The organism is Stenotrophomonas sp. TWI809, assembly GCF_039673205.1.
Lineage (GTDB): Bacteria > Pseudomonadota > Gammaproteobacteria > Xanthomonadales > Xanthomonadaceae > Stenotrophomonas.
The window spans coordinates 1-22,715 of sequence record NZ_JBDJLE010000036.1 but is presented as its reverse complement, the minus strand read 5'-3'; the positions used below and the strand labels follow the sequence as shown (position 1 = coordinate 22,715).

General features: G+C 68.4%; 16 protein-coding genes. 4 read left to right on the top strand and 12 right to left on the bottom strand.

All coding sequences use genetic code 11. The features are described from left to right. Positions 1–177: 177 nt before the first annotated feature. From ABE472_RS17940 to ABE472_RS17930, 3 genes are all read right to left on the bottom strand, one after another. On the bottom strand, positions 178–804 hold the full coding sequence (locus ABE472_RS17940) for a LysE family translocator (protein WP_102789412.1): 627 nt from the start codon (positions 802–804) through the stop codon (positions 178–180). 215 nt (positions 805–1,019) lie between these two features. Beyond that, positions 1,020–3,893, bottom strand: coding sequence for a TonB-dependent receptor (locus tag ABE472_RS17935; protein WP_346466737.1), 2,874 nt, complete (start codon positions 3,891–3,893; stop codon positions 1,020–1,022). Between the two features lie 199 nt (positions 3,894–4,092). Beyond that, positions 4,093–4,263 carry a hypothetical protein gene (locus tag ABE472_RS17930; RefSeq protein ID WP_346466736.1) on the bottom strand — a complete coding sequence of 57 codons (171 nt, stop codon included), beginning with the start codon at positions 4,261–4,263 and terminating at the stop codon, positions 4,093–4,095. Positions 4,264–4,437: 174 nt separating this feature from the next. Between ABE472_RS17930 and ABE472_RS17925 the strand changes: the two genes are divergently transcribed. Next, the gene (locus ABE472_RS17925) at positions 4,438–6,414 is read left to right on the top strand and encodes a transglycosylase SLT domain-containing protein (RefSeq protein WP_346466735.1); all 1,977 of its coding nucleotides are present in this window, start codon (positions 4,438–4,440) and stop codon (positions 6,412–6,414) included. A gap of 55 nt (positions 6,415–6,469) precedes the next feature. Further along, positions 6,470–7,690, top strand: coding sequence for a multifunctional CCA addition/repair protein (locus ABE472_RS17920; protein WP_313219590.1), 1,221 nt, complete (start codon positions 6,470–6,472; stop codon positions 7,688–7,690). A gap of 103 nt (positions 7,691–7,793) precedes the next feature. Here the strand turns inward: ABE472_RS17920 and ABE472_RS17915 are convergent, their stop codons facing one another. Genes ABE472_RS17915 through ABE472_RS17895 form a run of 5 tightly spaced genes read right to left on the bottom strand, consistent with a single transcriptional unit; the run spans position 7,794 to position 15,525 of the window. Continuing rightward, positions 7,794–9,728 (bottom strand): sialate O-acetylesterase, encoded by a 1,935-nt coding sequence (locus tag ABE472_RS17915; protein ID WP_313211627.1) that lies wholly within the window; start codon positions 9,726–9,728, stop codon positions 7,794–7,796. Continuing rightward, positions 9,725–11,176, bottom strand: a complete 1,452-nt coding sequence (locus ABE472_RS17910) for a 2-dehydro-3-deoxy-6-phosphogalactonate aldolase (RefSeq protein WP_346466734.1) — start codon at positions 11,174–11,176, stop codon at positions 9,725–9,727. Before ABE472_RS17910 ends, ABE472_RS17915 begins: the two co-directional genes overlap by 4 nt. Next, on the bottom strand, positions 11,173–12,096 hold the full coding sequence (locus ABE472_RS17905) for a 2-dehydro-3-deoxygalactonokinase (protein WP_313219588.1): 924 nt from the start codon (positions 12,094–12,096) through the stop codon (positions 11,173–11,175). The genes ABE472_RS17910 and ABE472_RS17905 overlap by 4 nt, the downstream gene beginning before the upstream one ends. Continuing rightward, on the bottom strand, positions 12,093–12,830 hold the full coding sequence (locus tag ABE472_RS17900; protein WP_206663131.1) for an SDR family oxidoreductase: 738 nt from the start codon (positions 12,828–12,830) through the stop codon (positions 12,093–12,095). Before ABE472_RS17900 ends, ABE472_RS17905 begins: the two co-directional genes overlap by 4 nt. Positions 12,831–12,861: 31 nt before the next feature. Continuing rightward, positions 12,862–15,525, bottom strand: a complete 2,664-nt coding sequence (locus tag ABE472_RS17895) for a TonB-dependent receptor (protein WP_346466733.1) — start codon at positions 15,523–15,525, stop codon at positions 12,862–12,864. 236 nt (positions 15,526–15,761) lie between these two features. On the opposite strand from ABE472_RS17895, the gene ABE472_RS17890 reads away from it, so the two are divergent. After that, entirely contained in the window at positions 15,762–16,694 is a 933-nt protein-coding gene (locus tag ABE472_RS17890; RefSeq protein WP_102789407.1) for a dihydrodipicolinate synthase family protein, read from the top strand. Next, a complete protein-coding gene (locus tag ABE472_RS17885) occupies positions 16,691–17,860 on the top strand; it encodes a mandelate racemase/muconate lactonizing enzyme family protein (RefSeq protein WP_346466732.1) in 1,170 nt (389 codons plus the stop codon). Before ABE472_RS17890 ends, ABE472_RS17885 begins: the two co-directional genes overlap by 4 nt. 322 nt (positions 17,861–18,182) lie before the next feature. Here the strand turns inward: ABE472_RS17885 and ABE472_RS17880 are convergent, their stop codons facing one another. The 4 genes from ABE472_RS17880 to ABE472_RS17865 form a co-directional block, all read right to left on the bottom strand. Beyond that, the gene (locus tag ABE472_RS17880; RefSeq protein ID WP_313211622.1) at positions 18,183–19,478 is read right to left on the bottom strand and encodes an MFS transporter; all 1,296 of its coding nucleotides are present in this window, start codon (positions 19,476–19,478) and stop codon (positions 18,183–18,185) included. A gap of 123 nt (positions 19,479–19,601) precedes the next feature. Continuing rightward, positions 19,602–20,321: a helix-turn-helix domain-containing protein gene (locus tag ABE472_RS17875; RefSeq protein WP_137190365.1), complete on the bottom strand. Its 720-nt coding sequence runs from the start codon at positions 20,319–20,321 to the stop codon at positions 19,602–19,604. A 70-nt stretch (positions 20,322–20,391) separates the two neighbouring features. After that, entirely contained in the window at positions 20,392–21,414 is a 1,023-nt protein-coding gene (locus ABE472_RS17870; protein WP_346466731.1) for a S41 family peptidase, read from the bottom strand. Between the two features lie 159 nt (positions 21,415–21,573). Further along, the coding region (locus ABE472_RS17865; RefSeq protein ID WP_346466730.1) for an autotransporter outer membrane beta-barrel domain-containing protein at positions 21,574–22,715 on the bottom strand (1,142 nt) is incomplete at its 5' end.

The following is a 22,715-nucleotide window of genomic DNA, read 5'->3' as shown; positions in this document are numbered from 1 at the left end:
TTCATGAACGATGACGGTCCTGCCTGGTTGCCGGCCAGCGGCCGGCAGCTTCATGAACGATGACGGTCCTGCCTGGTTGCCGGCCAGCGGCCGGCAGCTTCATGAACGATGACGGTCCTGCCTGGTTGCCGGCCAGCGGCCGGCACTACTCAACGCCGCGCGCGCTGCGCCAGATCATCACGGCCTTGCGCGCAGCAGCGCCAATCCAAACCCGATGAAGATCGTGCCGACCACACGGTCGAACACCTTGCGCAGCCCCGGCTTGGCCAGATGACCGGCCAGCCCGCGGCCACCGGCGGCATACACCGTGTACCAGAACATCTCCATCACCGCGAAGGTGCCCACCAGGATCACGAACTGCGGCAGCTGCGGCTGGGTGAGATCAACGAACTGCGGCAGGAACGCCGAGGCGAAGAGCAGCAACTTGGGGTTGCTGATGCCGATGATGAATCCATCGCGGAACAGCACGGTGCGTGAACTGGGCACCAGCGCCGTGGTGCTGCCGACGTCGATCGGCGCATCACCGCCGCGCCAGGCCTTGATCCCCAGGTACACCAGGTACGCCACGCCCGCGTAGCGCAGCACGTCGAACACCATCGGCGAGGCCTTGAGCACCGCGCCCAGCCCGGCGGCGGAGATCGCCAGGGCCAGTACCAGCGCGGTCAGGCAGCCGGCCATGGCGGCGATACTGCGACGGAAACCCACGCGCACGCTGCGGGTCATCACGTGCAGCATGTTCGGGCCGGGCGTGCCGCACAGGACGAACACGGTGACGGCGAAGATCCACCAGGTATGCAGGTTCATGGCAATGCCGTTCAGGAGAGGTAGTGCCGGCCGCTGGCCGGCTCCCCATGATGCCTGACGCAGACAGCACCGGCATGCCAGGCACGCGCGGTGGCCGGTGTGCGCAACGCATTTGTCCGTCCCTGCACGCAGCGGGGCCTGACCGGCACTGCTGCAAGCCGGCACCGGGGCGCCCTGATGGCGCCCCGGTGCATCACCTGCGCATCAGCCCGCGATCAGAACCGCAGGTCCGCGCGCACGTACCAGTAGCGCCCGCGCGGAATGTCGTAGGTGGACGCGTCATAGCCGTTGAGCGAGCACGACAGGCAGATCGGCGGATCCTTGTCGAACACGTTGTTCAGGCCGGCGCTGAGTTGCAGACCCTTCATCCAGTCGACCTTGTAGCCAACCTGCATGTCGTGGAAGGTGGTGGCCGATAGTTCGTTGGTGCCTTCGGCCTGGTTGCTGCAGATCGGGAAGGCGGCCACATCGCCGCACTCCTCGGTGAGTTTGGAGATGTGGCGCACCGTCCAGGAGGCGTTCCAGTTGGACAGGTTCCAGCTCAACGTGGCATTGCTGGTCCACTCCGGGATCGAGCTGTCGGCCACTTCCACACCCGGCTCCTGCGGCTGCTTCTGGCCGGCTGCCCCCAATGCCTCATAGCGGCCGACGAAGGTGTTCTGCCAGCCCAGCTTGAACTGCCCGATCTCCGTCTGCGGCAGGGTCCAGAACAGATCCACATCCCAGCCATCGGTCTTGATCGAACCCAGGTTGGTCAGCCGGTTGTTGAAGCTGCTGACCGCACCGGTCGAGGCGCGGGTGATGCCACTGCAGTACAGCGGGTCCAGTGTGTCCACGCACAGATCAAGCTGGGTTTGGGCGTTGATCGCCTGGATCGCGCCTTCAATGTGGTGACGGTAGAACGTCACCTCGACATCGAAGCGCTCCGACCAGGACGCGTTGCTGCCGAACCACGGGCTCCACACGAAGCCGGCGCTGAAGCTGCGCGAGCGCTCCGGATCCAGTTCCGCGTTGCCGCCGGTGGTGACCGATATCTGCGAGTTGGCCTGCTGGAAGCCGCCCGGCACGCCGAGTGCGGCACAGTTGGCGGCACTGCCGCGCGGCGGCGTGCCCCCCAGCCCGACCGAGCACGGATCGAACAGCTGCAGATCGGCACGCGCGGCCGAGCCGTACAGTTCGCCGATGGACGGTGCGCGGAAGCCTTCGGCATAGCTGGTGCGCAGCACGAAGTCATTGGTCACCTGCCAGCGCAGACCGTACTTCGGGGTGAACTCGCCGCCGAAGGTGGAGTAGTCCGAGTAGCGCCCGGCCAGGCTCAGGTCGAGTTTTTCGCCGAGCGCGCTCTTGGCGAAGATCGGCACGCTCAGCTCCAGGTAGGCCTCGTTGACATCGTAGGAACCGGAGGTCGGCAGTGACGGCACGCCGTTGTAGTGGCCGATCACGGTCAGCGGATCCGGATCGTAGCGGCCCTCGTACTTGCGGTACTCATAACCGGTGGCGAACGAGACCGGGCCGGCCGGCAGGGTGAACAGCTCGCTGCTCAGGTTGGCGGTGAACAGGCTCAGCTCGTTCTGGCTGCGGTCGCGCACCACCGGCTGGATCCAGCGCAGCATGTCCGGGGTGATCGAACCGACCCCACCGAAGATGTTCAGCGGTACGCAGCCGGGCGTGGCCGCACATAACGCGGGATCACCCAGCGCCATATTGACCTTGTAGATGTCGTAGCTGCCGTAGTTGGTCTGCTCGGCCTTGTTCTTGCTGTACATGCCGTTGAGGTCCCAGAACCAGCTGCGGTCGGCGGCCTGGAACTGGCCGACCAGGCCGGTGGCGAAGTACTGGGTATTGACCTCCTGCTCGAACACGCGCGCGCCGCCTTCGACCGGGCGACGGCCGATCAGGCTCATGTTCCCCGAGGCGACCAGATCGAAGCCGAACGGGTTGTAGGGATTCAGCCCGGAGACCACGATATTGTCCGCCAGCGGATTGCCGGTGGCGCCATCGGGGCCGAAGAACAGCGGCTCGGGGCCGGCCTGGTTGGTGGATTCGCGGCGGTTGCCCAGTGCCTTGATGTACCACTGGATGTCATCGGTGAGGTCGAAGCGGAACTGGCCGAAGATGCCCTTCCGCTCGGACGGGGTGAGGACCAGGTTGTACTCGGCGAAGTTGAAGCGGTCGGCCGAGGTGAAGCAGTGGTAGTCGTCGCTGCGGTTGCAACCGGCGCTGCCGTCATAGCGCGGATTGCTCACGCCGGTGTTGGGCACGATGTTCTGGCTGGCGCCGGTGTTGGGGTCCACGAAGGCGAACCGCCCCTGCGGAATGCCGCCACTGCCGAAGGCCAGCCCGGTACCCGGAATCGGGAAGCGCGACTGTTCGCGGTCCCGTGCATACACCGGGTCCTGCTTGGTCCAGCTCGCGCCCAGGAACAGGCTGTAGCGGTCACCGCTGGTGCCCCAGGCCAGGTCCACGCCCTTCTGGGTGCCATCGCCTTTGCTGTACTCGCCGTAGTTCATCGTCACCTGCGCGCCGTCGAATTCGCGGCGGGTGATGATGTTGACCACACCGGCGATGGCGTCGGAGCCGTACAGCGACGACGCGCCGTCTTCGAGTACTTCGATGCGCTCGACGATGGCCAGCGGGATGGTGTTCAAGTCTGTCGCCGCGCCCACGCCGGAGGCGGAGGATTCGTTGACCCACCGGATGCCGTCGACCAGCACCAGCACCCGCTTGGCACCCAGGTGCCGCAGATCGACCTGGGCCGAGCCCGCGCCCACCCCGCTGCCATCCGGCGGGAAGCCGAAGTTGCCCGAGGAATTGAACTTCGCATTGAGCGCCGAACCGGAGCCGGTCAGCTGCTGCAGCACATCGCCGATCGAGGTCAGGCCGGTACGTTCGATCTCGGTGCGGGTGAGGGTCTGGATCGGCACCTGCCCTTCCACCTCGGCCCGCTTGATGCGGCTGCCGGTCACTTCCACCCGGTCCAGATCGGTCGTGCTGCGGGGCGCGTCCTGCGCGCTGGCCAAGGCCGGCGCAGCCAGCAACAGGCACACGGATACGGCAACCGCCAGCGGGCGGTGATGCAGGTTGTTCATTCGCTCTCTCTCCAAAGGAATGTCGGGCTGGGCTGCCGCGCCCCCTGCATGGCGGCAGCGTCTCCTTTGTAAACAACCTGTAAATGTGAAGGAGTGACGTGCGCCTCGCTTTCACGGGAATTCGACAAAACCGACTGCGCAGGGTCCAGCTATGGGGGCAGCTCCCGTGCGACGCGTAGGAACGCAAATGTCGCTGTTTTCAAGGGTCGTTGAAGGCATCCAAGGCGGGCGTCGTTCCGCTGCTGCGCGAACGCCATCCGCTTGATGACAGGATTCGGGTGGCGACCGGAACCTTGGCATTTGCGCCATCCATCGCGTCGGAATCGGCTTCAGTGCGCAGCCGTTGAACGTCGCCCGCACGGGCATCCACGTGCTACACCGCCCATGATGCGGTGGGATCGCGATCGGCACGTGCTTCCCACGTCCGTGGTCACCCGTGGAGCGATGGAACGGTGATGCGAACGGCGCGCCTAAGCGGCAGCTGTTCATCCTCGAGTCGGCTTGCCCTCACTCCCTTTCACCCCGCGCCGTTATGCTTTCCGGCATGACTCGACTTCCCCTGTATTTCTTCAGCGCGACCGTCCTGCTGGCCTGCACCGGGGTCAGCCCGGTGGCCGATGCCCAGAACCTGGATGCCCAGCGCGCGCAGCTCAAGGCCGTGATCGACAATGCCGAGCGCGGCCAGTTCGATCCTGCCCAGGCGGCGGCACTGAGCAGGCACCCGCTGTATGGCTGGGTCGAATTCGCCAACCTGCGGCGCAACATCGATACCGTCAGCAACGTGCAGGCGCAGGATTTCCTGAAGCGCTACAACGGCCAGGCGGTGGCCACCAGCTTCCGCAACGTATGGCTGCCCGCGGTGGCGCGGCGCCAGGATTGGCCGACGCTGCTCGCCAACTGGACCGACACGACCAACGTCGGCCTGCGCTGCGCCCAGCTCAACGCACGCCAGGCCACCGGCAAGGCCGATGCGCAGTGGGTCAGCGAGGCGCAGGCGATCTGGCGCAGTACCGGCAAATCGCTGCCCGATGCCTGCGATCCGGTGTTCGCGGCGCTGGACGCCAAGGGCGGCATGAACGCCGAACTGCGCTGGGCGCGCATCGATGCCGCTGCCGATGAGCAGCAGCCGGCGGTGATGCGCAGCGCCGCGCGCGGCCTGCCCGCTGCCGACCTGGCATTGGCCAACACCTATGCCGCCTTCGTCGACAAGCCCAACGCCAGCGCGCTGAACTGGCCACGCAATGAGCGCAGCCGGCGCATCGCCACCGATGGCCTGGCCAAGCTGGCCAAGGCCGATCCCGGAGCCACCGAACAGCAGTTGCCGCAGTACGCCGACGCCCTGCAGCTGAGCGCCGCGCAGCGCGCGCAGGTGCTGTACCAGATTGCGTTGTGGACGGTCGCCTCCTACGGTCCCGAATCCGCCCGCCGCCTCAATGCGGTGCCCGAATCGGCGTACGACGAGCGCCTGCACGAATGGCGCACGCGCGAAGCGCTGTCGCGCGGCGACTGGCCAGCCGCACTGACCGCCATCCGCAAGATGGGCCCCACCCAGCGGGCCGACTCGCGCTGGCGTTATTTCGAAGCGCGCATGCTGGACAAGACCGGCAAACGCAGCGAAGCGCAGGCGGCCTTCCGTGAGGCGGCCCGTGCGGCCACCTTCCATGGCTTCCTGGCCGCCGACCAGCTCGGCCAGAACTACACGCTGTGCCCGTGGGAACCCAACGACAGCGCCCAGGCGCAGGCGGCGGTCGCGCGGGACCCGGCGATCGTGCGGGCGATGGAACTGTTCAAGATCGAACGTGCCGGCTGGGCCGTGGCCGAGTGGAACGATGCGCTGAGCCGCTATGACAACACGCAGCGTCGTCTCGCCGTGGAAGTGGCCCGCGACAACGGCTGGTTCGACCGTGCGGTGTTCTCGCTCGGCAAGACCCCGGACGAGCAGCGCCTGTACTCGCTGCGCTTCCCCCTGCACCACGACGACAGCATCCGCCGCGAGTCCGCACGCAATGCCATCGACCCGGCCTGGGTCGCCGCGGAGATCCGTGCCGAGAGCATCTTCAACCCGAAGGCCCGCTCGCCGGCCAACGCCATGGGCCTGATGCAGGTCCTGCCCACCACCGGCGCGGCCGTGGCCAAATCGATCGGCCTGACCAACTACGGCGGCGCCGCCAGCCTCTACGACCCCGACACCAACATTGCCATCGGCACGGCCTACCTGCGCCAGCTGATGAACAAGTACGAGGGCCTGCCCTACGTCACGATTGCCGCCTACAACGCCGGCCCGACCCCGACCGCCCGCTGGCAGTCGCAGCGCCCGGGGTTCGATCCGGACATCTGGATCGAGACGATCAGCTACAAGGAAACCCGCGAGTACGTCGCGCGCATCCTGGCCTTCAGCGTGATCTACGACTGGCGCTTGAACGGCGACGCGCTGCCGGTGACCGATCGCATGAACGGCCGCCTGCAGGTCAAGCGCAAGACCTTCGCCTGCGCGGCCAACGCAGACAAGGGCGGCGACTGACCGGCCCCGGTATGCCGGTTGGCGTCGCCTTGGCCCACTGCGGCATCATGGGCGCATGAAGATCTATCTTGTTGGCGGCGCCGTACGCGACCGCCTGTTGCAGCAGCCCCCCGGTGACCGCGATTGGGTGGTGGTGGGCGCCACCCAGACGGAGATGGAAGCGCAGGGCTACAAGGCCGTGGGCCGTGATTTCCCGGTGTTCCTGCATCCGGACACCGGCGAGGAATACGCACTGGCCCGCACCGAGCGCAAATCCGGGCGCGGCTACCGCGGTTTCGTGGTGGATGCCGACCCGTCGGTGACGCTGGAAGAAGACCTGCAGCGGCGCGATTTCACCATCAACGCGATCGCCTGCGATGAGGCCACCGGTACGTTGGTGGATCCGTATGGGGGCGTGCGTGATATCCAACAGCGGGTGCTGCGCCACGTCGGTCCGGCCTTCATCGAAGATCCGCTGCGCGTGCTGCGTGCGGCCCGCTTCATGGCGCGCTTTGCCCCAGCCGGCTTCACCGTGGCCGAGGAGACGATGGCCCTGATGCAGCAGATCGCCGCCAGCGGTGAGCTTGAGGCACTGGTGCCCGAGCGTGTCTGGCAGGAGCTGCGACGCGCCCTCGCCTCCGCGCGGCCCTCCGCCTTCCTGCGCACGCTGCATGATGCCCATGCACTGGGCCCGATCCTGCCGGAGCTGGAAGCACTGTATGGCGTGCCGCAGCGCGCGGAGTTCCACCCCGAAGTGGATACCGGCGTGCACCAGGAAATGGTCAGCGACATGGCAGCGCAGCTGGCCCCGGGCGATGACCTGATCGGCTTCGCCGCGCTGACCCACGACCTCGGCAAGGGCCTGACCCCGCCAGAGGAATGGCCGCGCCACATCATGCATGAGCAGCGCGGGGTGGCCCCGCTGCGTGCCCTGGCCGAGCGCCTGAAAGTGCCGGTCGATCACCGCCAGTTGGCCGAAGCGGTCTGCCGCGATCATCTCAACGTGCACCGCATCGACGAATTGCGCGATGCCACCGTGCTGGAGCTGCTGGCCCGGTGCGACGGCTTCCGTCGCCCGGAGCGGATCGCGCAGATCGCGCTGTGCTGCGAGGCCGACAAGCGCGGCCGACTGGGCTTCGAGGACAGCGACTACCCGCAGGGCACCACGCTCACCCGCCTGCACCAGGCGGCGCTGGCGGTCCAGGCGCGCGACCTGGACCTCACCCACCTGAAGGGACCGGCGGTGGGTGAAGCGCTGGCCAAAGCGCGTACGCGGGCGATTGCGGCGGTGCGTTGACCTACGGGATCACCCGGCTGCGGCGACACGCCACGGCGGTTGCAGAAACCGTTCGAGCACATCAAAGAGGGTTATCTTCTCAAGGCCATATGCAACGCGGGCGCTACCGGATGGGCACCTCGAACGGCCCGGCGGGCAAGCCGTTGCGGTCATAGAGCGTAATGACCGGGCTGCCCGCCCATCCATACCGGACCCGGGTAGCCTGCCCTGCGCCGTCGGCCTCAAGCACCACGTCGTTGCCGTCTATATGCGCCTGCGCGTAGCGGCAGCTGGCCTGGGTATCCCCGCAGAGTTCAAAACCGACCGGCGACAGTCCTCCGTGAGCGACCAGTCCGCTCTCGATGTCGGCAAAGGCAACACGCACGCCGTTGCCATCGCGGCGTGCCTGCACCGGCACCGGCCCGGACGCTGGCGCAGGATCGGCGTAGGCCAGATGAAGCGCGGCACGCGCCAGGCGTTGCCCCACTGCCTGCTTGTTGGCCGGGTGCAGGTCGTCGTGCTCGCCGATATCCAGCGCCACCACCAGCGCCGCGTGCGGATCGGTCGCCACGACCCTGCGCTGCGCCTCCCGCAGTTGCGCCCAGTCGCTGGCCTCTGGTTGCAGCGGCGCCGGGCCGAAGCCGGACAGCTGCACTACCAGCAGCGGCAGCGCGCTGCCGAAGCTGGCGCGCAGGCTGGCACGATAGGCGGCCAATTTCGCGGCATAGGCCCCAGCCTCGAACGTATTGGATTCCCCCTGGTACCACAGCGCGCCCCGCAGGCCATACCCGGCCAGCGGCGACACCATGCCGTTGTGGAGGGTGCCCATGCCCCACGACGACAGCCACGGCGCGGTCGGTGGCATGCGCTGGGCTGCCGGTACTGTCTGGTAGTCCCACGGGCCGGCAAGCGGCAGGCGTGACCTGTCAGCCAACCGCAGTGCGCGCGGCTCCGCCGGCAGGCCTCCTTCGCGATACGTGTTGAGCACGTTGACCACCAGCGTGTTCGCACCGGCGTGCAGCGTGCCGGCCGGCAGCACATAGCGTCGCGCCAGCCCGGCACCGAAGCTGCTGCCCACGATGCGACCGTTGATCCAGGTGGTGTCCAGTTCGTCGATCCGCCCCAACTCCAGCACGCTGGGCTGCCCGGCCTGCGCGGCGTCGAGCTGCAGCGTGGTGCGGTACCAGCCCATGCCAAGGTGGTCGGCCAGTGCCGGCGCAACCCACGCCGTCGTGGGGGACGCCCTCTGCCAGGGACCGGTATCGTCAACGCGCCATGGCTGGCGCATATCGGCACTATCGCGCTGCCAGGCCTGTTCCCACTGCGCACCCCAGGCCACCAGTGCCGCCGCCGGGTCCTGCGCGTACTGGTCCAGCACGGCCAGGGCCGGCGCCTGCCCATCGACCCGGCGCAGCGCATCGGCGCGTGTCCAGGCCTCGATGCGCGACCCGTTCCACGACGCATTGACCAGCCCCATCGGCACATCCACGTCGCGTTGAAGCGCGCGCGCAAAGTAGTAACACGTGGCCGAAAACCCCCGCACGGTGTCGGGCGTGGCGGCCTGCCACTGCGGTGCATCGGCGAAGCGCTGCGTCGGCACCGCGCTGTCCTGGGCCGGAATCTGCAGCAGGCGGATGCGATCGTGGGTGGCCGCCGCCAGTTCGGCGCGGGCATCCAGCGTGCGCTCCACCGGCAGGGCCATGTTGGATTGGCCACTGCACAGCCACACGTCACCGATGAGCACGTCATCCACGCGCTGCTGCCGCCCCTGCGAGGCCACGTTCAACACATGCGGGCCGCCGGCCGGCAACGCGGGCAGGGTCGCCTGCCAGCGGCCGCTGCGATCGGCGCGCACGCGTTGCGCATGCCCGGCCAGCTGCAGGTCCACCCGTGCGCCCGGTGCCGCCGCGCCCCATACGGCAATCGGGCGGTCGCGCTGCACCACCATGTGGTCGGTGAACGGCGCGTCCAGCAGGGCTGGCGCTGCGTGGGTCGCCGCCACCGCAAAAAACGCAATCAGCAGCACGCCGACCGGCCCGGCAGGCCGCTGCAGGCTCACGGCTGGACCGCGAACAATCCGCCGGAACCGGGCCACTGCGCCAACGCCTGCTCGCCCAGTCGTGCACGCGCGGTGGTGATGAACAGCCGTCCGTCGGGCGCGAAGCACAGGCTGCCCACGTGCGGCGCCGGTACCGCGAGCGTGCGCAGGACGGCGCCGTTGGCGGCCAACTCCACCACCGAATGGCCGCCCCACATCGCCACCCACAGGTGGCCATCGCGCGCCATCGCCATGCCGTCGGGCTTGCCCGGCACGCCCAGGAAATCGGTGACCACCTTCGGCTCGCCCAACGTGCCTGCCACCACATCGGCCGGGTAGGCGAGCAGGGTGCGGGCCAAGGTGTCGATCACGAACAGGGTGGTTTCGTCAGCCGAGAACGCCATGCCGTTGGCCACGCCCAGGCCGTCGGCCACGCGCCGCGCCGGCGCATCCACGGCCGGCGCATGGAACAGTGCGCCGCGTCCAGTGAGCAGGCCTCGATGCATCGACCCGCCCCACAACCCGCCGCGGCTGTCGGTGACCAGATCATTGAGCCGGCACCCTGCGCCCACGTCCACTTCCGGGCCCGCCTGCAGCGGCCCGTCGGGTGCAAACGCGACAAAGTGCGTCTCGCCGTTGCCCACCAGCGTGCCGTCGGCCATGGCCAGCGACCAGACCGGCTCGGACAGCGGCACCCGTTCGCACTGCGTCCCGTCCCAACGCAACAGGCAGGGCGCAGTCGGATCGACCCATCGCAGGACACCGTCGGCACCGAACACGGGCGATTCGCCCACGGTGGTGCGCGCGTCGCACACCAGGTTAGCGCGCGCCGGTGCCGCCGCCTGCACGGCGTGCATCCAGCGGGAGGCACGCTCCCCCACCGCCTCGGCACTGCGGCCGGGCCGGTACAGGTCGGTGCCCACGCCGAAGGCGCTTACCCCGGCCTCGCGGAACTCAGCAACCTGCGCGGGAGCGACGCCGCCGACGGCGATCAAGGTAACCCCGCCCGGCAACACCGCCGACAACGCCTGCAGGCGCGGCTGCGCACCGTTGGCCGGGAACGCCTTCAGATGGCGCGCACCGGCGGCGATTGCGGCGAAGGCTTCGGAGGCCGTGGCAAACCCCGGCACCGGTACCATGCCGTGCGCGATCGACGCGGCGATCACCGCTGCATCGGTGTTGGGGGCCACGCAGAAGGCGCAGCCGGTGGCGGCCAACTGCTCGACCGCTGCGGTGCTGACCACCGTGCCCGCACCGATCAGCATGCGCCCCTGGAAATGTGCCGCCAGGGTGCGGATGGTGCGCAGCGGGTCCGGTGAGTTCAACGGCACTTCGGCCAGCCGCACGCCGGCGGCGTACAGCGCCTCGACCACCGCGATCGCCTCGTCACCGGGCAGGCCGCGCAGGATCGCGATGATGCCGGTACGCGCCAGCGCGGCGTCGAATGTTTCTGCGTGTTCGTCGTTCATGCCAACGCTCCGGCTGCCTGATGCAATGCAAGGAAGCCGCGGGTGGAGGCGTCCTGCGAGGCAATGGAGCGGCTGCCGCCGCCCAGTTCGACCAATGCGCGTGCATACAACGCGCAAACCGGGGCGGCCCCCACCAGCGGCACGGCGTGCAGGGCCTTTGGCCACTGCCGGCGCACATCGGACAGCTCGGCGCCGATCAGCAGCCCGCGCAGATAGGCCGCGCCATCACGCCGCGGCAGGTCGCCGCGGATCACCTTCGCCCGCGCACCAAACAGCAACGTACCCAAGCCCATGCCGCCGTCGTGCGCGGCATGCAGGCCATCGATGAAGGCCGCCCCGTCGTGCGCCGGCCCATCGACCACCGAGGCAAGCAGGCCGGCGGCGGTGAGGCGATCGAATATTTCACCGGACATCGCGGTCATGAAGGCCACCACCGTGCCGCCCTCCAGCTGCACCCATTTGCTGTGCGTGCCCGGCAGCGCGACCACGCCGGTGTCGGGCACCGCACCGGCGGCGACCAGGCCGAGCAATTCGGTTTCCTCGCCGCGCATGATGTCCGGCGCGCCGTCCGGCCGCCGACAGGCCAGGCCGGGCACGATCGCCACGGCATGCGCCCCTATCTGGACCGGGTGCAGTTGGCCGGCCAACGCGTCCAGCGTGGCCGGACATTCCACATAGCCCGCATCGCTCCAGCCGATGTTGGAGCCCACCATGCCGCTGGCGTAGATGCGCGTGGCCTGCGGCCACTGCGCCACCACATCCTCCAGCAGCGCCTGCATCTGTGCCCGCTCCAGCCCCGCAATGCCGCGCGGCTGTTCGATCGCGCCGGTCACCTGGCCGTCGTGGCCGATGCGGAACGCGCGGAAATTGGTGCTGCCCCAGTTGATGCCGATGATGTACGGCGTGGCTGCCTCACTCATTGCCGGGTCACTCCTGCGCCACCGTCCAGGGGAAACACCGCGCCGGTGATCCAGCTGCTGCGCGGTGACGCAAGGAACAGCGCCAGCTCGGCCGCATCGGCCGGCGTGCCCAGGCGCCCCAGCGGATGTCGCTGCACGTTGGCGTGGCGGGCGCCAGCCGGGTCGGCGGCGCGTGCGAACGAGGCCTGCAACATCGGCGTATCCACTGACGCCGGGGCGATGGTGTTGACCCGGATGCCATCGGCCGCAAACTCCAGCGCGGCGGTGCGCGCCAGTTCCTCCAGTGCGGCCTTGGAGGCCGCGTAGGCCGCCAATCCGGGCGTGGCGAAGCGGGCGTTGATCGACGACACCAGCACGATGCTGCCATCGCGACCGCGCATGTCCGGCACCACCTGCCGGATCACCCGCAGCGCGCCCAGCACGTTGACCGAGTACACATCCAGCCACACCGCATCGTCGTGTGCCAGGGTGCCACCGGCCGGGCAGATGCCGGCGCAATGCACCAGGGCATCAAACGGACCCACCGCAGCACGCAGCTGCCCGATCGCGGCGGTGACCGCCTCGGCCGACCGCAGGTCGGCGATCGCGCTGGCCTGCCCGCCGTCGCTGGCCACCTGGTCCAGCGTGGCCACCGTGGCGCCGTCTGCACGCAACCGCGCCACCACCGCCGCGCCGATGCCACTGGCCGCGCCGGTCACCAGCGCCACGCGCCCGTGCATTGCCGTATCGCTCATGCCCTGCCCTTTCCTTCCAGAAGATCCATGCTCAGAACCGGTAGGTCAGGCTGGCCTTGTAGGACCGGCCGAATACCACGTTGGTGCGCAGCCCTTCGGCATAGCCATCGAAGGTGCGCTGCTCGCTGTCCAACAGGTTGTTGCCTTCCACCTTCAGGGACAGGCGGTCGCTGAAATCGTAGCTCATCGATGCCGACAGATCCTTGTAGGTGTCGTTGTAGATGCCGGTGGACGCGGCCGACAGGCCGATCAGGTATTCGTCACGCCAGTTGTAGGCCACGCGGATGCCGAACGGACCGTTCTCGTAGTAGCCGATCAGGTTGGCGTTGTTCTTGGACAGGCCCGGGAAGGTCAACGCGCTGCCGTTGATGTCGGTGATCGGCGTTTCCGAATCGATCCACGTGTAAGTGGCGACCACCCCGAAGCCGTCGAACATGCCGCTGAAGGGCACCTGCGCCAACAGCTCCACGCCTTTTACCTTGGCCTTGTCGCCGTTGATCTTGCGCAGCACCAGGTAGTTGACGTTGTTGTAGGTCTCCGCGCTCTGGCGCTGGACAATGAAGGTGGAGACATCCTTGTAGAACAGTCCGGCCGACAGCAGCCCCTGGCCGCCGTAGTACCACTCCAGCGACAGGTCGTACTGGGTGGCCTTGAACGGATCCAGGTCCGGGGCGCCGCCGCTGCCGGTGCCCGGCGAGGTCTGCACACCGTTGCTGTCGAACACCGCGTTGTTGTTGAGGGTGACGCCGTTGTTGAGGTCTTCGGTGTTGGGGAAGGCCACCACCTTGGCCGCGCCGCCGCGCAGTATCAGGCTGTCAGTGATCTGCAGCTTGGCCACCGCCGAGGGCAGCACCTCGCGATCGTCGCGCTCGAACAGCGAGGGGCTCAATGCGCCGCTGCCGCTGATCAGGTTGCCGCGCGAGGTCAGGTCGCGGCCGACGAAGCGCACGCCCAGGTTGCCGCCCAGCGGCATGCCGGCCACGTCGGTGTCCCAGTTGAGCTTGGTGTAGGCCTCCAGGAAATCCTCGTCGACGCTGAAGGTGGCCGCGTAGGCCAGCGCGTTGTTGCGCGGGTCCAGGCACTGCGCGTTCTGTGAGATCTGCGGCAGCGTGGTGAAGCTTTCACAGCCCCCGAAGGTGCTGCGGAACGGCCCGAGGTAGGCACGCGGCAGACCACTGAACTCGCCCGGCAGGAAGTCGTTGTTGCTGTACACGCGGATGTACGGCGCCATCTGCGTGACCGGCACCCCGCCAACCGGCCGGATATCCGCGCGGCGCGGATCCTGCAGGCTTTCCAGGCGGCTGAAGCGTGCACCGAAGTCCAGCGAGCGCAACGGGCCATCGCCGAAGGCCAGGCTCCAGTCGGTGCGCAGCGCGCGCGAATCGGTCTGTGCGCGCCAGTCGTTGTCGAACATGATGGTCATGCGCCACTGCGATGGATCGGTCAGGTCGATGCCGCTGACGTTGAAGCTGCCGAAGCTGCCGCTGCGCAGGTCGAAGTCGGTGACCGAACTGCGCCCGGCCATTGGCGCCAGGCGCATATAGCGCTGGTTGTAGTTGGCGGTGGAGCGGCCCCAGTCCAACTCGGCCGAACCATCCAGGCGATCGCCGACCCGGAAGCCCGCACGCAGCGCGGTGGACAGCGTGTCCGAATCGATATCAGCCGATTCGGCATTGAGCAGCACCGTGCCGGTGGAGCGCCCCGCCAGCAGGATGTCGTGGTCGGAGTAGACCGCATTGCTCAACCCCGCCGAGGGATTGAAGGCGATCCAGTAGCGGTCACGCTCGGCCTTCTGGCGCGAATAGAACGTATCCCAGGTGAGCTCCACCCCGTCGGTCGGCCGCCATTGCAGCACCGCGCTGACGCCGACCTTGGTGCGGTCATCGTCGATGTTCTGCGCACGCATGTCGGTGCTGCCGAAGCGGGTGCGGGTAGGGTCGGCGGGGTCGGTATAGCGGGCATACCCGGAGAAGGTGTCCAGGCCCTGCTGCACCACGTTGCGGCGACCGTAGGTGGCCGACAGCAGCGCACCGAAGCGACGGTCGTCGCTGCGCCGTGAGATCAGCCCGAACGCGTTGTGCCCCCAGGCATCGGACATTTCATCGTAGGTGCCGGCCAGGCTCACTACGTTCTGGTCGCTGTCGCCGGACAACGGCTGGCGGGTGTGGATGTCCACGATGCCGCCCAGCCCACCGGAGAGCTGGTCGGCGCCAGCCAGCTTGGTCACCTCCAGACGCGAGATCAGCTCGGAAGGCACCAGCGAGAGCAGGCCGTAGGTGGAGGTGGCCAACTGGTCCAGGCCGTTGCCGCCGCGCCCGGTGGCGTCGACGATCTGGCGGCCGTTGTAGAGCAGCACGTTTTCTTTTAGCCCGCGCACCAGGATGTCGCTGCCCTCGCCCATGCCGCGCTCGAGCTGCACGCCGGCCACGCGCCCGAGTGACTCGGCCACGTTGGTGTCGGGCAGTTTGCCGATGTCGTCGGCCACGATCGCGTCGACGATCTGCGCCGAGTCACGTTTGAGATCCCGCGAGGCTTCCAGGCTGCCACGGATGCCCACGACGCTGACCGCGTCCAGGGTCTGCGCCTGCTGTTCGGTGGTTGAGGGGGCCGGGGCGTCCTGCGCCGTTGCCAGCACGGGCGCCAGCAGGCAGGTGCCCAGGGCGATGAACAAGGTGGAACGTCGAAAACGATGCATGGATCGGACCCTCTCCCAAGGTAGGGACCCAGACCGGACTGCCGGCTGGATCCAGCGCTTTTCCGTCATTGCTGCTGCGCTGCGGCTTGGCAGCGTGTAGCTAATATAGCAATATGTTTTGGCCGCGCACGCTGCAATGCAGCGAAAAATGATGGTTCCTTTGCGGCATGTACGGGAACCTCCCCTCCATAGTGTTGCTATCCACGGCACACACAGTTCAACAAGGACCCGGCGCAATGGCCGTTCTGCAAGGTGTCTTCCCCATCCTCCCCACGATCTTCGACGCGCACGGCGCCCTCGATGAACGCGGCACCGAGGCGGTATTCGAGTACATCCTGGCCGCGGGTGCGGCCGGCGTGGTGTTCCCGGGCCTGGCCAGCGAGTACGACATGCTGTCGTTGGAGGAGCGGTTGCACCTGACCGCGTGCATCGGGCGCTGGAACCGCGGCCGGGTGCCCTTCATCGTCGGCGCCAGCGCGAAGACGCTGGAGGATGCGGTGCGGCTGGCGCGTGCCGGTGGCGAGGCCGGGGCCGAGGCGGCGATGGTGTTGACCCCGCATGCGCTGGCCGGCGATGCCGCGGCGATGGCGGCGTTCTTTGCCCGGCTGGGCAGCGAGTCGGGCGTGGCGGTGATGTTGCAGAACGCGCCCGCCCCGATGGGCGTGGGGCTGGGCGTGGACGAGGTGGTGGCACTGACCGCGCAGGTGCCGGCCATCGCCTACGTCAAGGAGGAAACCATGCCGTCGGGCCATCGCATCACCGCATTGTCCGAACGTGCCGGCGACAGCGTGCAGGCGGTGTTCGGCGGTGCCGGAGCGCGCTACGTGCTGGACGAACTGGCACGCGGTGCGGTGGGCACGATGCCGGCCTGTGAGATCACTGAAGTGCATGTGGCGATGTTGGCCGCCTGGGCCGACGGCGACCGCGACCGCGCGCGCGACCTGTTCGAACGCACCCTGCCCCTGCTGAGCATGCAGGCGGTGTTCCGCTGGCGCCTGACCAAGGCGATCCTGCTGCGGCGTGGCCTGATCGGCAGCGACCACGTGCGCGCGCCGGGCCCGTCGCTGGACCGGCATGACCAGCAGGAACTGACTATCCTGCTGGACCGCATCGGCGACCTGCTGCCGATGGATACCGTTCCCGGCCAGGCCACGAGACATTCCGCATGAGCGTTGTCAGCAAGGTCGAGACCTTCATCCTCACCGTGCCACGCACCACGCCGTACCTGGGTCCGCTCGGCGCGGGCGAACGGGTCAACGCGCGGGGCTATCTGGTACGCCGCGGCAACGGCACGCTGTACCCCACCGTGGACCGCTCGGTGCTGGTACGGGTCACCACCGCCGATGGCGCGGTGGGCTGGGGCGAAACCTATGGCATCTGCGCACCGCGTGCCACCTGCGAGATCATCAATGACCTGCTGGCCCCGGAACTGGTGGGTCGCGATCCGCAGGACGTGGAAACGATCTGGGATGACCTGTACGGGTTGATGCGCGTGCGCGGCTGCGGCAGCGGTTTCCATACCGACGCGCTGGCTGCGCTGGACATCGCCCTCTGGGACCTGCGCGCACGTGCGGCGGGGCAACCGCTGTGGTCGCTGCTCGGCACGCGCCAACGCGACAGCATTGCCGGCTATGTGTCCGGACTGCCGGCGGCCACCGTGGACGAGAAGGTGGCCATGGCCCGCACGTTTTCCGCACAGGGGCATGACGCGTTCAAGGTGCATGCCGTGGTCAGCCACGACGGCATCGCCGAGGAAATGGCCGCGCTGCGTGCCGCGCTGGGCGAGCAGGTGCAGCTGATGGTCGACCTGCACTGGAAGTTCGACCATGCCCAGGCCCTCGCACTGGCGCACGAGCTTCTGCCCAATCGACTGACCTTCATCGAAGCGCCGTTGAAGCCGGAGGACGTGGCGGGTCTGATCGCCCTCGGGGCCGACAGTCCGATCCCGGTGGCGGCAGGCGAAGAGTGGCCCACCGACTACGTGGCACGCCTGCGGCTGGACGGCGGCACGCTGGCGTACGTGCAACCGGAGATGGGCCACACCGGCATTACCCAGTTCCTGCGCATCGCCAGGCTGGCAGCGCGCCGTGGCGTGCAGGTTGCACCGCACGCGACCATTGGCGGCGGCATCTTCATGGCCGCCAGCCTGCATGCATCGGCGGTGATCGACGGGCTGTGGCGGCACGAGTGGCAGCACTCGATCTTCTCGCGTTCGGTGGAGATGCTGGACACCGACATGGCCTACGCGCACGACGGCTATCGTCTGCCCAGCGGCCCCGGCCTGGGCGCGGTGCCGAACGCCCGTTTCTGGCACCACACCGAAGCGGTAGCGTAGTGCCGGGCTCTGCCCGGCTGCTGTTCGCAGGCGCTCCTTTTTGGTTCTTCGCCCCTTTGAGGGGAGCGTCTTGTTCCAACGGCCGTCGCAGAGTGCGCACGACGCTACGCGGATGGCCGGATGTGCAAGCGCCGTTTGGATCGGCTGGCGTCTCCGATCCGGCCGGTCGCGAGCGTAAGGGCGAAGAACCTTTTTCTGGCATGGGCTGATGAAGGCAGCCGGGCAGAGCCCGGCGCTACGTGCGGTGGCGTTTCGTTTGCTGGTCGCGTGGCGACGCGGCCATGATCCGCGCGCGCTTCATTGGCGGGACGCGCGGCGTTTCTCAGCCGGCCGCAACCGCCGCAGCCTGCGGGCCGATCAAGGTCATCTTCGAGCGGCGCGCCTGCTTCAACGCGGTCCACGCCAACAGCACCGCGATAGGATGCAGGAAGGCCATCAGCACGAAGGCGCGATCGAAGTTGCCGTCGGCCACCAGGTGCCCCACCACCTGCGCCGACACCATGCCGCCCAGCGCGCTGCCGCAGCCGACCAGACCGGCGACCGAGGCGATGTAGCGCGACGGGAACAGGTCCACGGTCATCGTGGTCAGGTTGATCTGGTAGGTAAGGTGGGCGAAGGTCACCACGCAGGCCAGCGCCAGCAGCAGCGGAATCGGGGGATGCATCGCCACGAACAGCCCGACCGGTGCCAGGCACGCCGCGCCCATCATGGTGGTCAGGCGCGCACGCACCGGGTGCATGCCGCGCTTCACCAGCCGGCCGGAAATCAGCCCGCCGCCCACGCTGCCGATATCAGCGGCCACGTACACGATCCACGCCACCGACGCGATCATCGCCAGGCTCATGCCGCGTGCATCGCCCAGGTATTTGGGGAACCAGAACAGGTAGAAGTACCAGACCGGATCGGCAACCGCGCGCGACGCCACCAGTGCCCAAACGGTACGGTCGCGCGCCAGCCGCCCCCACACGCCTTTCATCGAGGTGGGCGGCGCAACCGGCACCGGCGTTTCCAGTCCCGGGGTCGCGCTGGCCTCGGCTGCAGCGGCGGCCTCGGCCTGCGGCGTTGCAGCCGGCACCTGCGCCTTGCGCGGATAGGCCCACCACCACGCCAGCATCCACAGCAGTCCGGCCACGCCGGTGATCCAGAACGCACTGCGCCAGCCGTAGGTCAGCGCGATGCCACCAATCAGCGGCGGCGCCAGCGTGGCGCCGATCATCGCGCCGGCCGTGTACAGCCCCAGTGCCAGCCCGCGTTGCGGCGCGGGAAACTGTTCGGACACCACTTTGGTGCCCACCGTGTAGTTGCCCGGCTCGCCCAGGCCCAGCGCGAAGCGGGCCGCGCCCAGCTCCACCGCACTGCGCACGAACCCGGTGGCGATGTTGGCCAGCGACCACCAGCCCACGAACAGCAGCAGTGCCACGCGCGCGCCAAGCCAATCGGTGACCCGCCCCGCCATGACATAGGCGGCCGCGTAGGCGAACAGGAACACCTGCACTACGCGCGCATATTCCAGGTCGGTCATCTTCAGGTCGGCCTGGATGGTCGTCGCCAGGATCGACAGCGCCTGCCGGTCCAGGTAGTTGATGACGGTCGAGAAGAACAGCAGCGCCAGCAGCACCCATTTGGTTTTCCCGGTCCCGCTCACCCGCCTGCACGCTTGGACATCGCTGATGCCTCCCCATCGGAAGGCTGCAACGTATTGCTATTGTAGCAACATGTCAAACCGCACTGCGGCAATCGCTCAGCCGATTTCCGCCGCCGCCGCGCGCAGCGCCGCCACCAGTTCCTCGGTGGCCGCTTCCGGGATCCAGCCGGACATGGCAATGCCGGCATGCACCGGATCGCCCATCGCGATGGCCACGATGTGGTGGTCACGTTCGTCGGCCACATGCACGCGCGCGTGGCCCTGCGCACGGGTAATGGCCAGGGTGGCCAGCAGTTGCTCGATGCCCTCGGGGAACATGGGAATCGGCCGGTCGGCGTACAGCTCGCGCACGTCCTCGTCGCCCAGCTGGGCCAGCAGCGCGATGCCGATGCCGCTGGTGGTGGCGGGCAGCAGCCCGATGCGGCCCAGTCCGCGTGCCGCCTCGATGCCCGGCGGGGCATGGAACAGGTAGCTCACGCTGTCGTTCCAGAGCACCCCCAGCGCCACCGTGTGGCCGAACCGGCGCAGGTGTTCCAGCACCGGCAGCGCGCGCCGGATCAACCCGGAGGCAAACAGGCTCTGCGCGGCCAGCACGTGCATGCCCGGGCCGGCGGTGTACTTGCGGTCGGCGGTCTGCCGCGCAATACCAAGGTAGGCCAAGGTCTTGAGCAGCCGGTTGACCCGGGTGGGGTTGGCGTCCAGCTGCCGGGCCAGTTCACGGCAGCCGACCGGCTCGGGGGACGAGGCCAGCGCCTGCAGGGTGGCGATGCCGTCGATCAGGCTCTGGTTGGGCTGTGCATTGGGCTTGGTTCGCATCGGGAAAGCGTACTTCCCCCCCGCGGGTAATGCCACCAATAGCAACACGCCAGACCGGGGCGACGACCTTTCAGGGCAGCTTGCAGGCCGGTTGCGCCAACAGCCACGCCTGCGCGGCCGTCGTTGCATCCTGCCCCTCGGCCACAATCACGTCGGGCTGCAGGCGGTTGCCATCGCCGACGCCGTTGCGGTCGGCGATCACACTGCCGGTCAACAACAGCAGACTGCCATCGGGCAGACGCTGCGGGGTATTGGCGGTGGAATAGCCCGCACTGGGCTGGCCGAAGCTGCGCGACGCTGCCCGGCCGCGGAAGGCCAGTACCGATGCCTCGCCGGAACTTGCAGTGCGCGGCCCGAACAGGACGGCCACCGGGGCGCCCGGGTGGCGCAGTGCGTACTGCGTGTTGCGCGATCCGACCACCGCCTTGCCGTCCAGCCAGACCGCACCCTCGCGGTACGCCCACGGCTGGCGTTTGTCGGCCAGCAGGAACATGCCCACCGGATCAGCGCCCTTGGCATCGCCCAGCAACGGACCCATGCCCAACAGCATCGGCCACATGTTGCCGCCACTGTTGCCGCGCAGGTCGACCACCCAGCCACAGCGATTACCATCGTCCTGTTCCTGGATGCCCGCCTGCAGCGCAATGGCCGCCTGCTTGCGGGCCTGGTACTGCACTTCCTGGGGCTGGGTCTGGTCGTCCATGTAGGCGCCCACCTTGATCCACCCCAGCCGCGCTGTCGGTCCCGTGCTGGCGTCCTCTGTCTGAAGGGGCGCAGCGCCCATCGCTGCCTGCGTGGCCGGTGCGCGTTTCGACTCCGTGCGCAACTGGCTGGGCGATATCCAACGCCCGTGCCCGCCACTGCTGCGCTGGATCACATCGTCCAGCAGCCGCCGCGTCTGCACCGGGTCACGCGCAGCCGCCAACTCCGCGCGGGCCTTGGACCAGTCCACGCGGTCGCGATACAGCGACTGCTGCTGCAGCAGATCCAGGATCCGCGCCTGTGCCTCGGCGCTGGGGACGTCCTGTGCGTTTGCAGCGCCACTTGCCGCTGCCAAGACCACCATCAACCACCCGCAACGTCCTGCGATCATCGCGCTACATCCCTGTAGTGAAGAGGCTGCAGCTTACCGCTGCACCCGCCAGCCGGAACAGTGCGCCGTTCGCATAACCAGCGATGCCTCACGCCACAACGCGGTCGGCAGCGCCGGTTGCGCCCGGCGTGCCGCCGCGGATCCCTGCTGGCTGTCGCCCTACCAGTCCAACCGCAACCCGACATTGCCTTCGATCACCTTGCGCTCCTTCTGCGCACTGCTTTCCAGGTCGCGCGTGTAATCGGCTACCGCAAACGCACTGACGGTGCTGTTGAAGCGCGCAACGACGCCCACGCCCACTTCCAGCGCGCGTGAATCCTGCTGGTTGAGGATGCGGTTGGTATCGAAATCGATGCGGTCTTCGCCGTCCAGGGTCTGCCAGTAATTGAGCTTGATGTACGGCTGCCAGCCGTTGCCGGCGATGTCGTAGTCGGCAGCCAGGCGCAGGCCCACGCGTCCGGTCCAGGCGTTGTCGTTGTCAAAGCGCAGCGCGGACACCGCGTCGCCGGCATCGTCCACCGACGTGCGCTGCCAGATCACCTGCAGCTGGGGCTCCAGCCACCACGCACTCTGCCCGAAGCGCAGCAGCGGCTTGCCCACTTCCAGCGAGGCGGTAGTGCCATCGCCACGCACGTCGATGCCGAGCCCGCGCGAGGAGGTTGCGTCGCCGTCGTAGCGGCTCTGCATCACCACCGCGTCCAGGTAGCCACCGGCGCTGCCGGCGCGGGTCCAGTACACGCCCACGTGTTTGTCATCCAGCCGCGTGCGGCCCACTGCAACGTTTTCCCAGCCGATCGCAAAACCGGTCACGTTGCCCTGCGCACGGGTGCGCCCGACAAACACGCCGAACTGGTCGCGGTGGGTATCGGTCGCGTTGGCGTACAGGTCCAGGCCGGCCTGGATGCCCTGGATGTCGCCATCGAAGCCGGGCTGCGCGTCGCCGTCCCACTGCTGTTCGTGGCTCTGCCCCACCAGCCGCGCCCAGGCCGCGCGCACGCCGCCCTGCCCGGCCAGCAGACGCTGCTCGCCCTGGCGTTCGTGGAAGGTGCCCAGGCTGGCCAGGCTGGTCTCACGCAGCAGCGGCGGCACCACCGAGTACAGGCCAGTCTCGAAGCGGTACAGCGGAATGATGTCGCCCTGCGCCGGGCGCGCACCGGGCGTGGGCGGCACCGCCAGCGGCCCGGGCACCGCCGCCACGTCGGTGGGCACCGGCGGCGGCGTATCGATGCTGGGCGGCGCGACGTCGGCCGGATCGGCCGGCTCCGGCGGCGGGGCCGGCTCGGGCGCGGCCGGGTTCGGAT

Bases quoted from the DNA above. Each gene is read 5' to 3' on its own strand.
- ABE472_RS17940 (WP_102789412.1), bottom strand. From the start codon at position 804: ATGAACCTGCATACCTGGTGGATCTTCGCCGTCACCGTGTTCGTCCTG.
- ABE472_RS17935 (WP_346466737.1), bottom strand. From the start codon at position 3,893: ATGAACAACCTGCATCACCGCCCGCTGGCGGTTGCCGTATCCGTGTGC.
- ABE472_RS17925 (WP_346466735.1), top strand. From the start codon at position 4,438: ATGACTCGACTTCCCCTGTATTTCTTCAGCGCGACCGTCCTGCTGGCC.
- ABE472_RS17920 (WP_313219590.1), top strand. From the start codon at position 6,470: ATGAAGATCTATCTTGTTGGCGGCGCCGTACGCGACCGCCTGTTGCAG.
- ABE472_RS17910 (WP_346466734.1), bottom strand. From the start codon at position 11,176: ATGAACGACGAACACGCAGAAACATTCGACGCCGCGCTGGCGCGTACC.
- ABE472_RS17905 (WP_313219588.1), bottom strand. From the start codon at position 12,096: ATGAGTGAGGCAGCCACGCCGTACATCATCGGCATCAACTGGGGCAGC.
- ABE472_RS17900 (WP_206663131.1), bottom strand. From the start codon at position 12,830: ATGAGCGATACGGCAATGCACGGGCGCGTGGCGCTGGTGACCGGCGCG.
- ABE472_RS17895 (WP_346466733.1), bottom strand. From the start codon at position 15,525: ATGCATCGTTTTCGACGTTCCACCTTGTTCATCGCCCTGGGCACCTGC.
- ABE472_RS17890 (WP_102789407.1), top strand. From the start codon at position 15,762: ATGGCCGTTCTGCAAGGTGTCTTCCCCATCCTCCCCACGATCTTCGAC.
- ABE472_RS17885 (WP_346466732.1), top strand. From the start codon at position 16,691: ATGAGCGTTGTCAGCAAGGTCGAGACCTTCATCCTCACCGTGCCACGC.
- ABE472_RS17875 (WP_137190365.1), bottom strand. From the start codon at position 20,321: ATGCGAACCAAGCCCAATGCACAGCCCAACCAGAGCCTGATCGACGGC.
- ABE472_RS17870 (WP_346466731.1), bottom strand. From the start codon at position 21,414: ATGATCGCAGGACGTTGCGGGTGGTTGATGGTGGTCTTGGCAGCGGCA.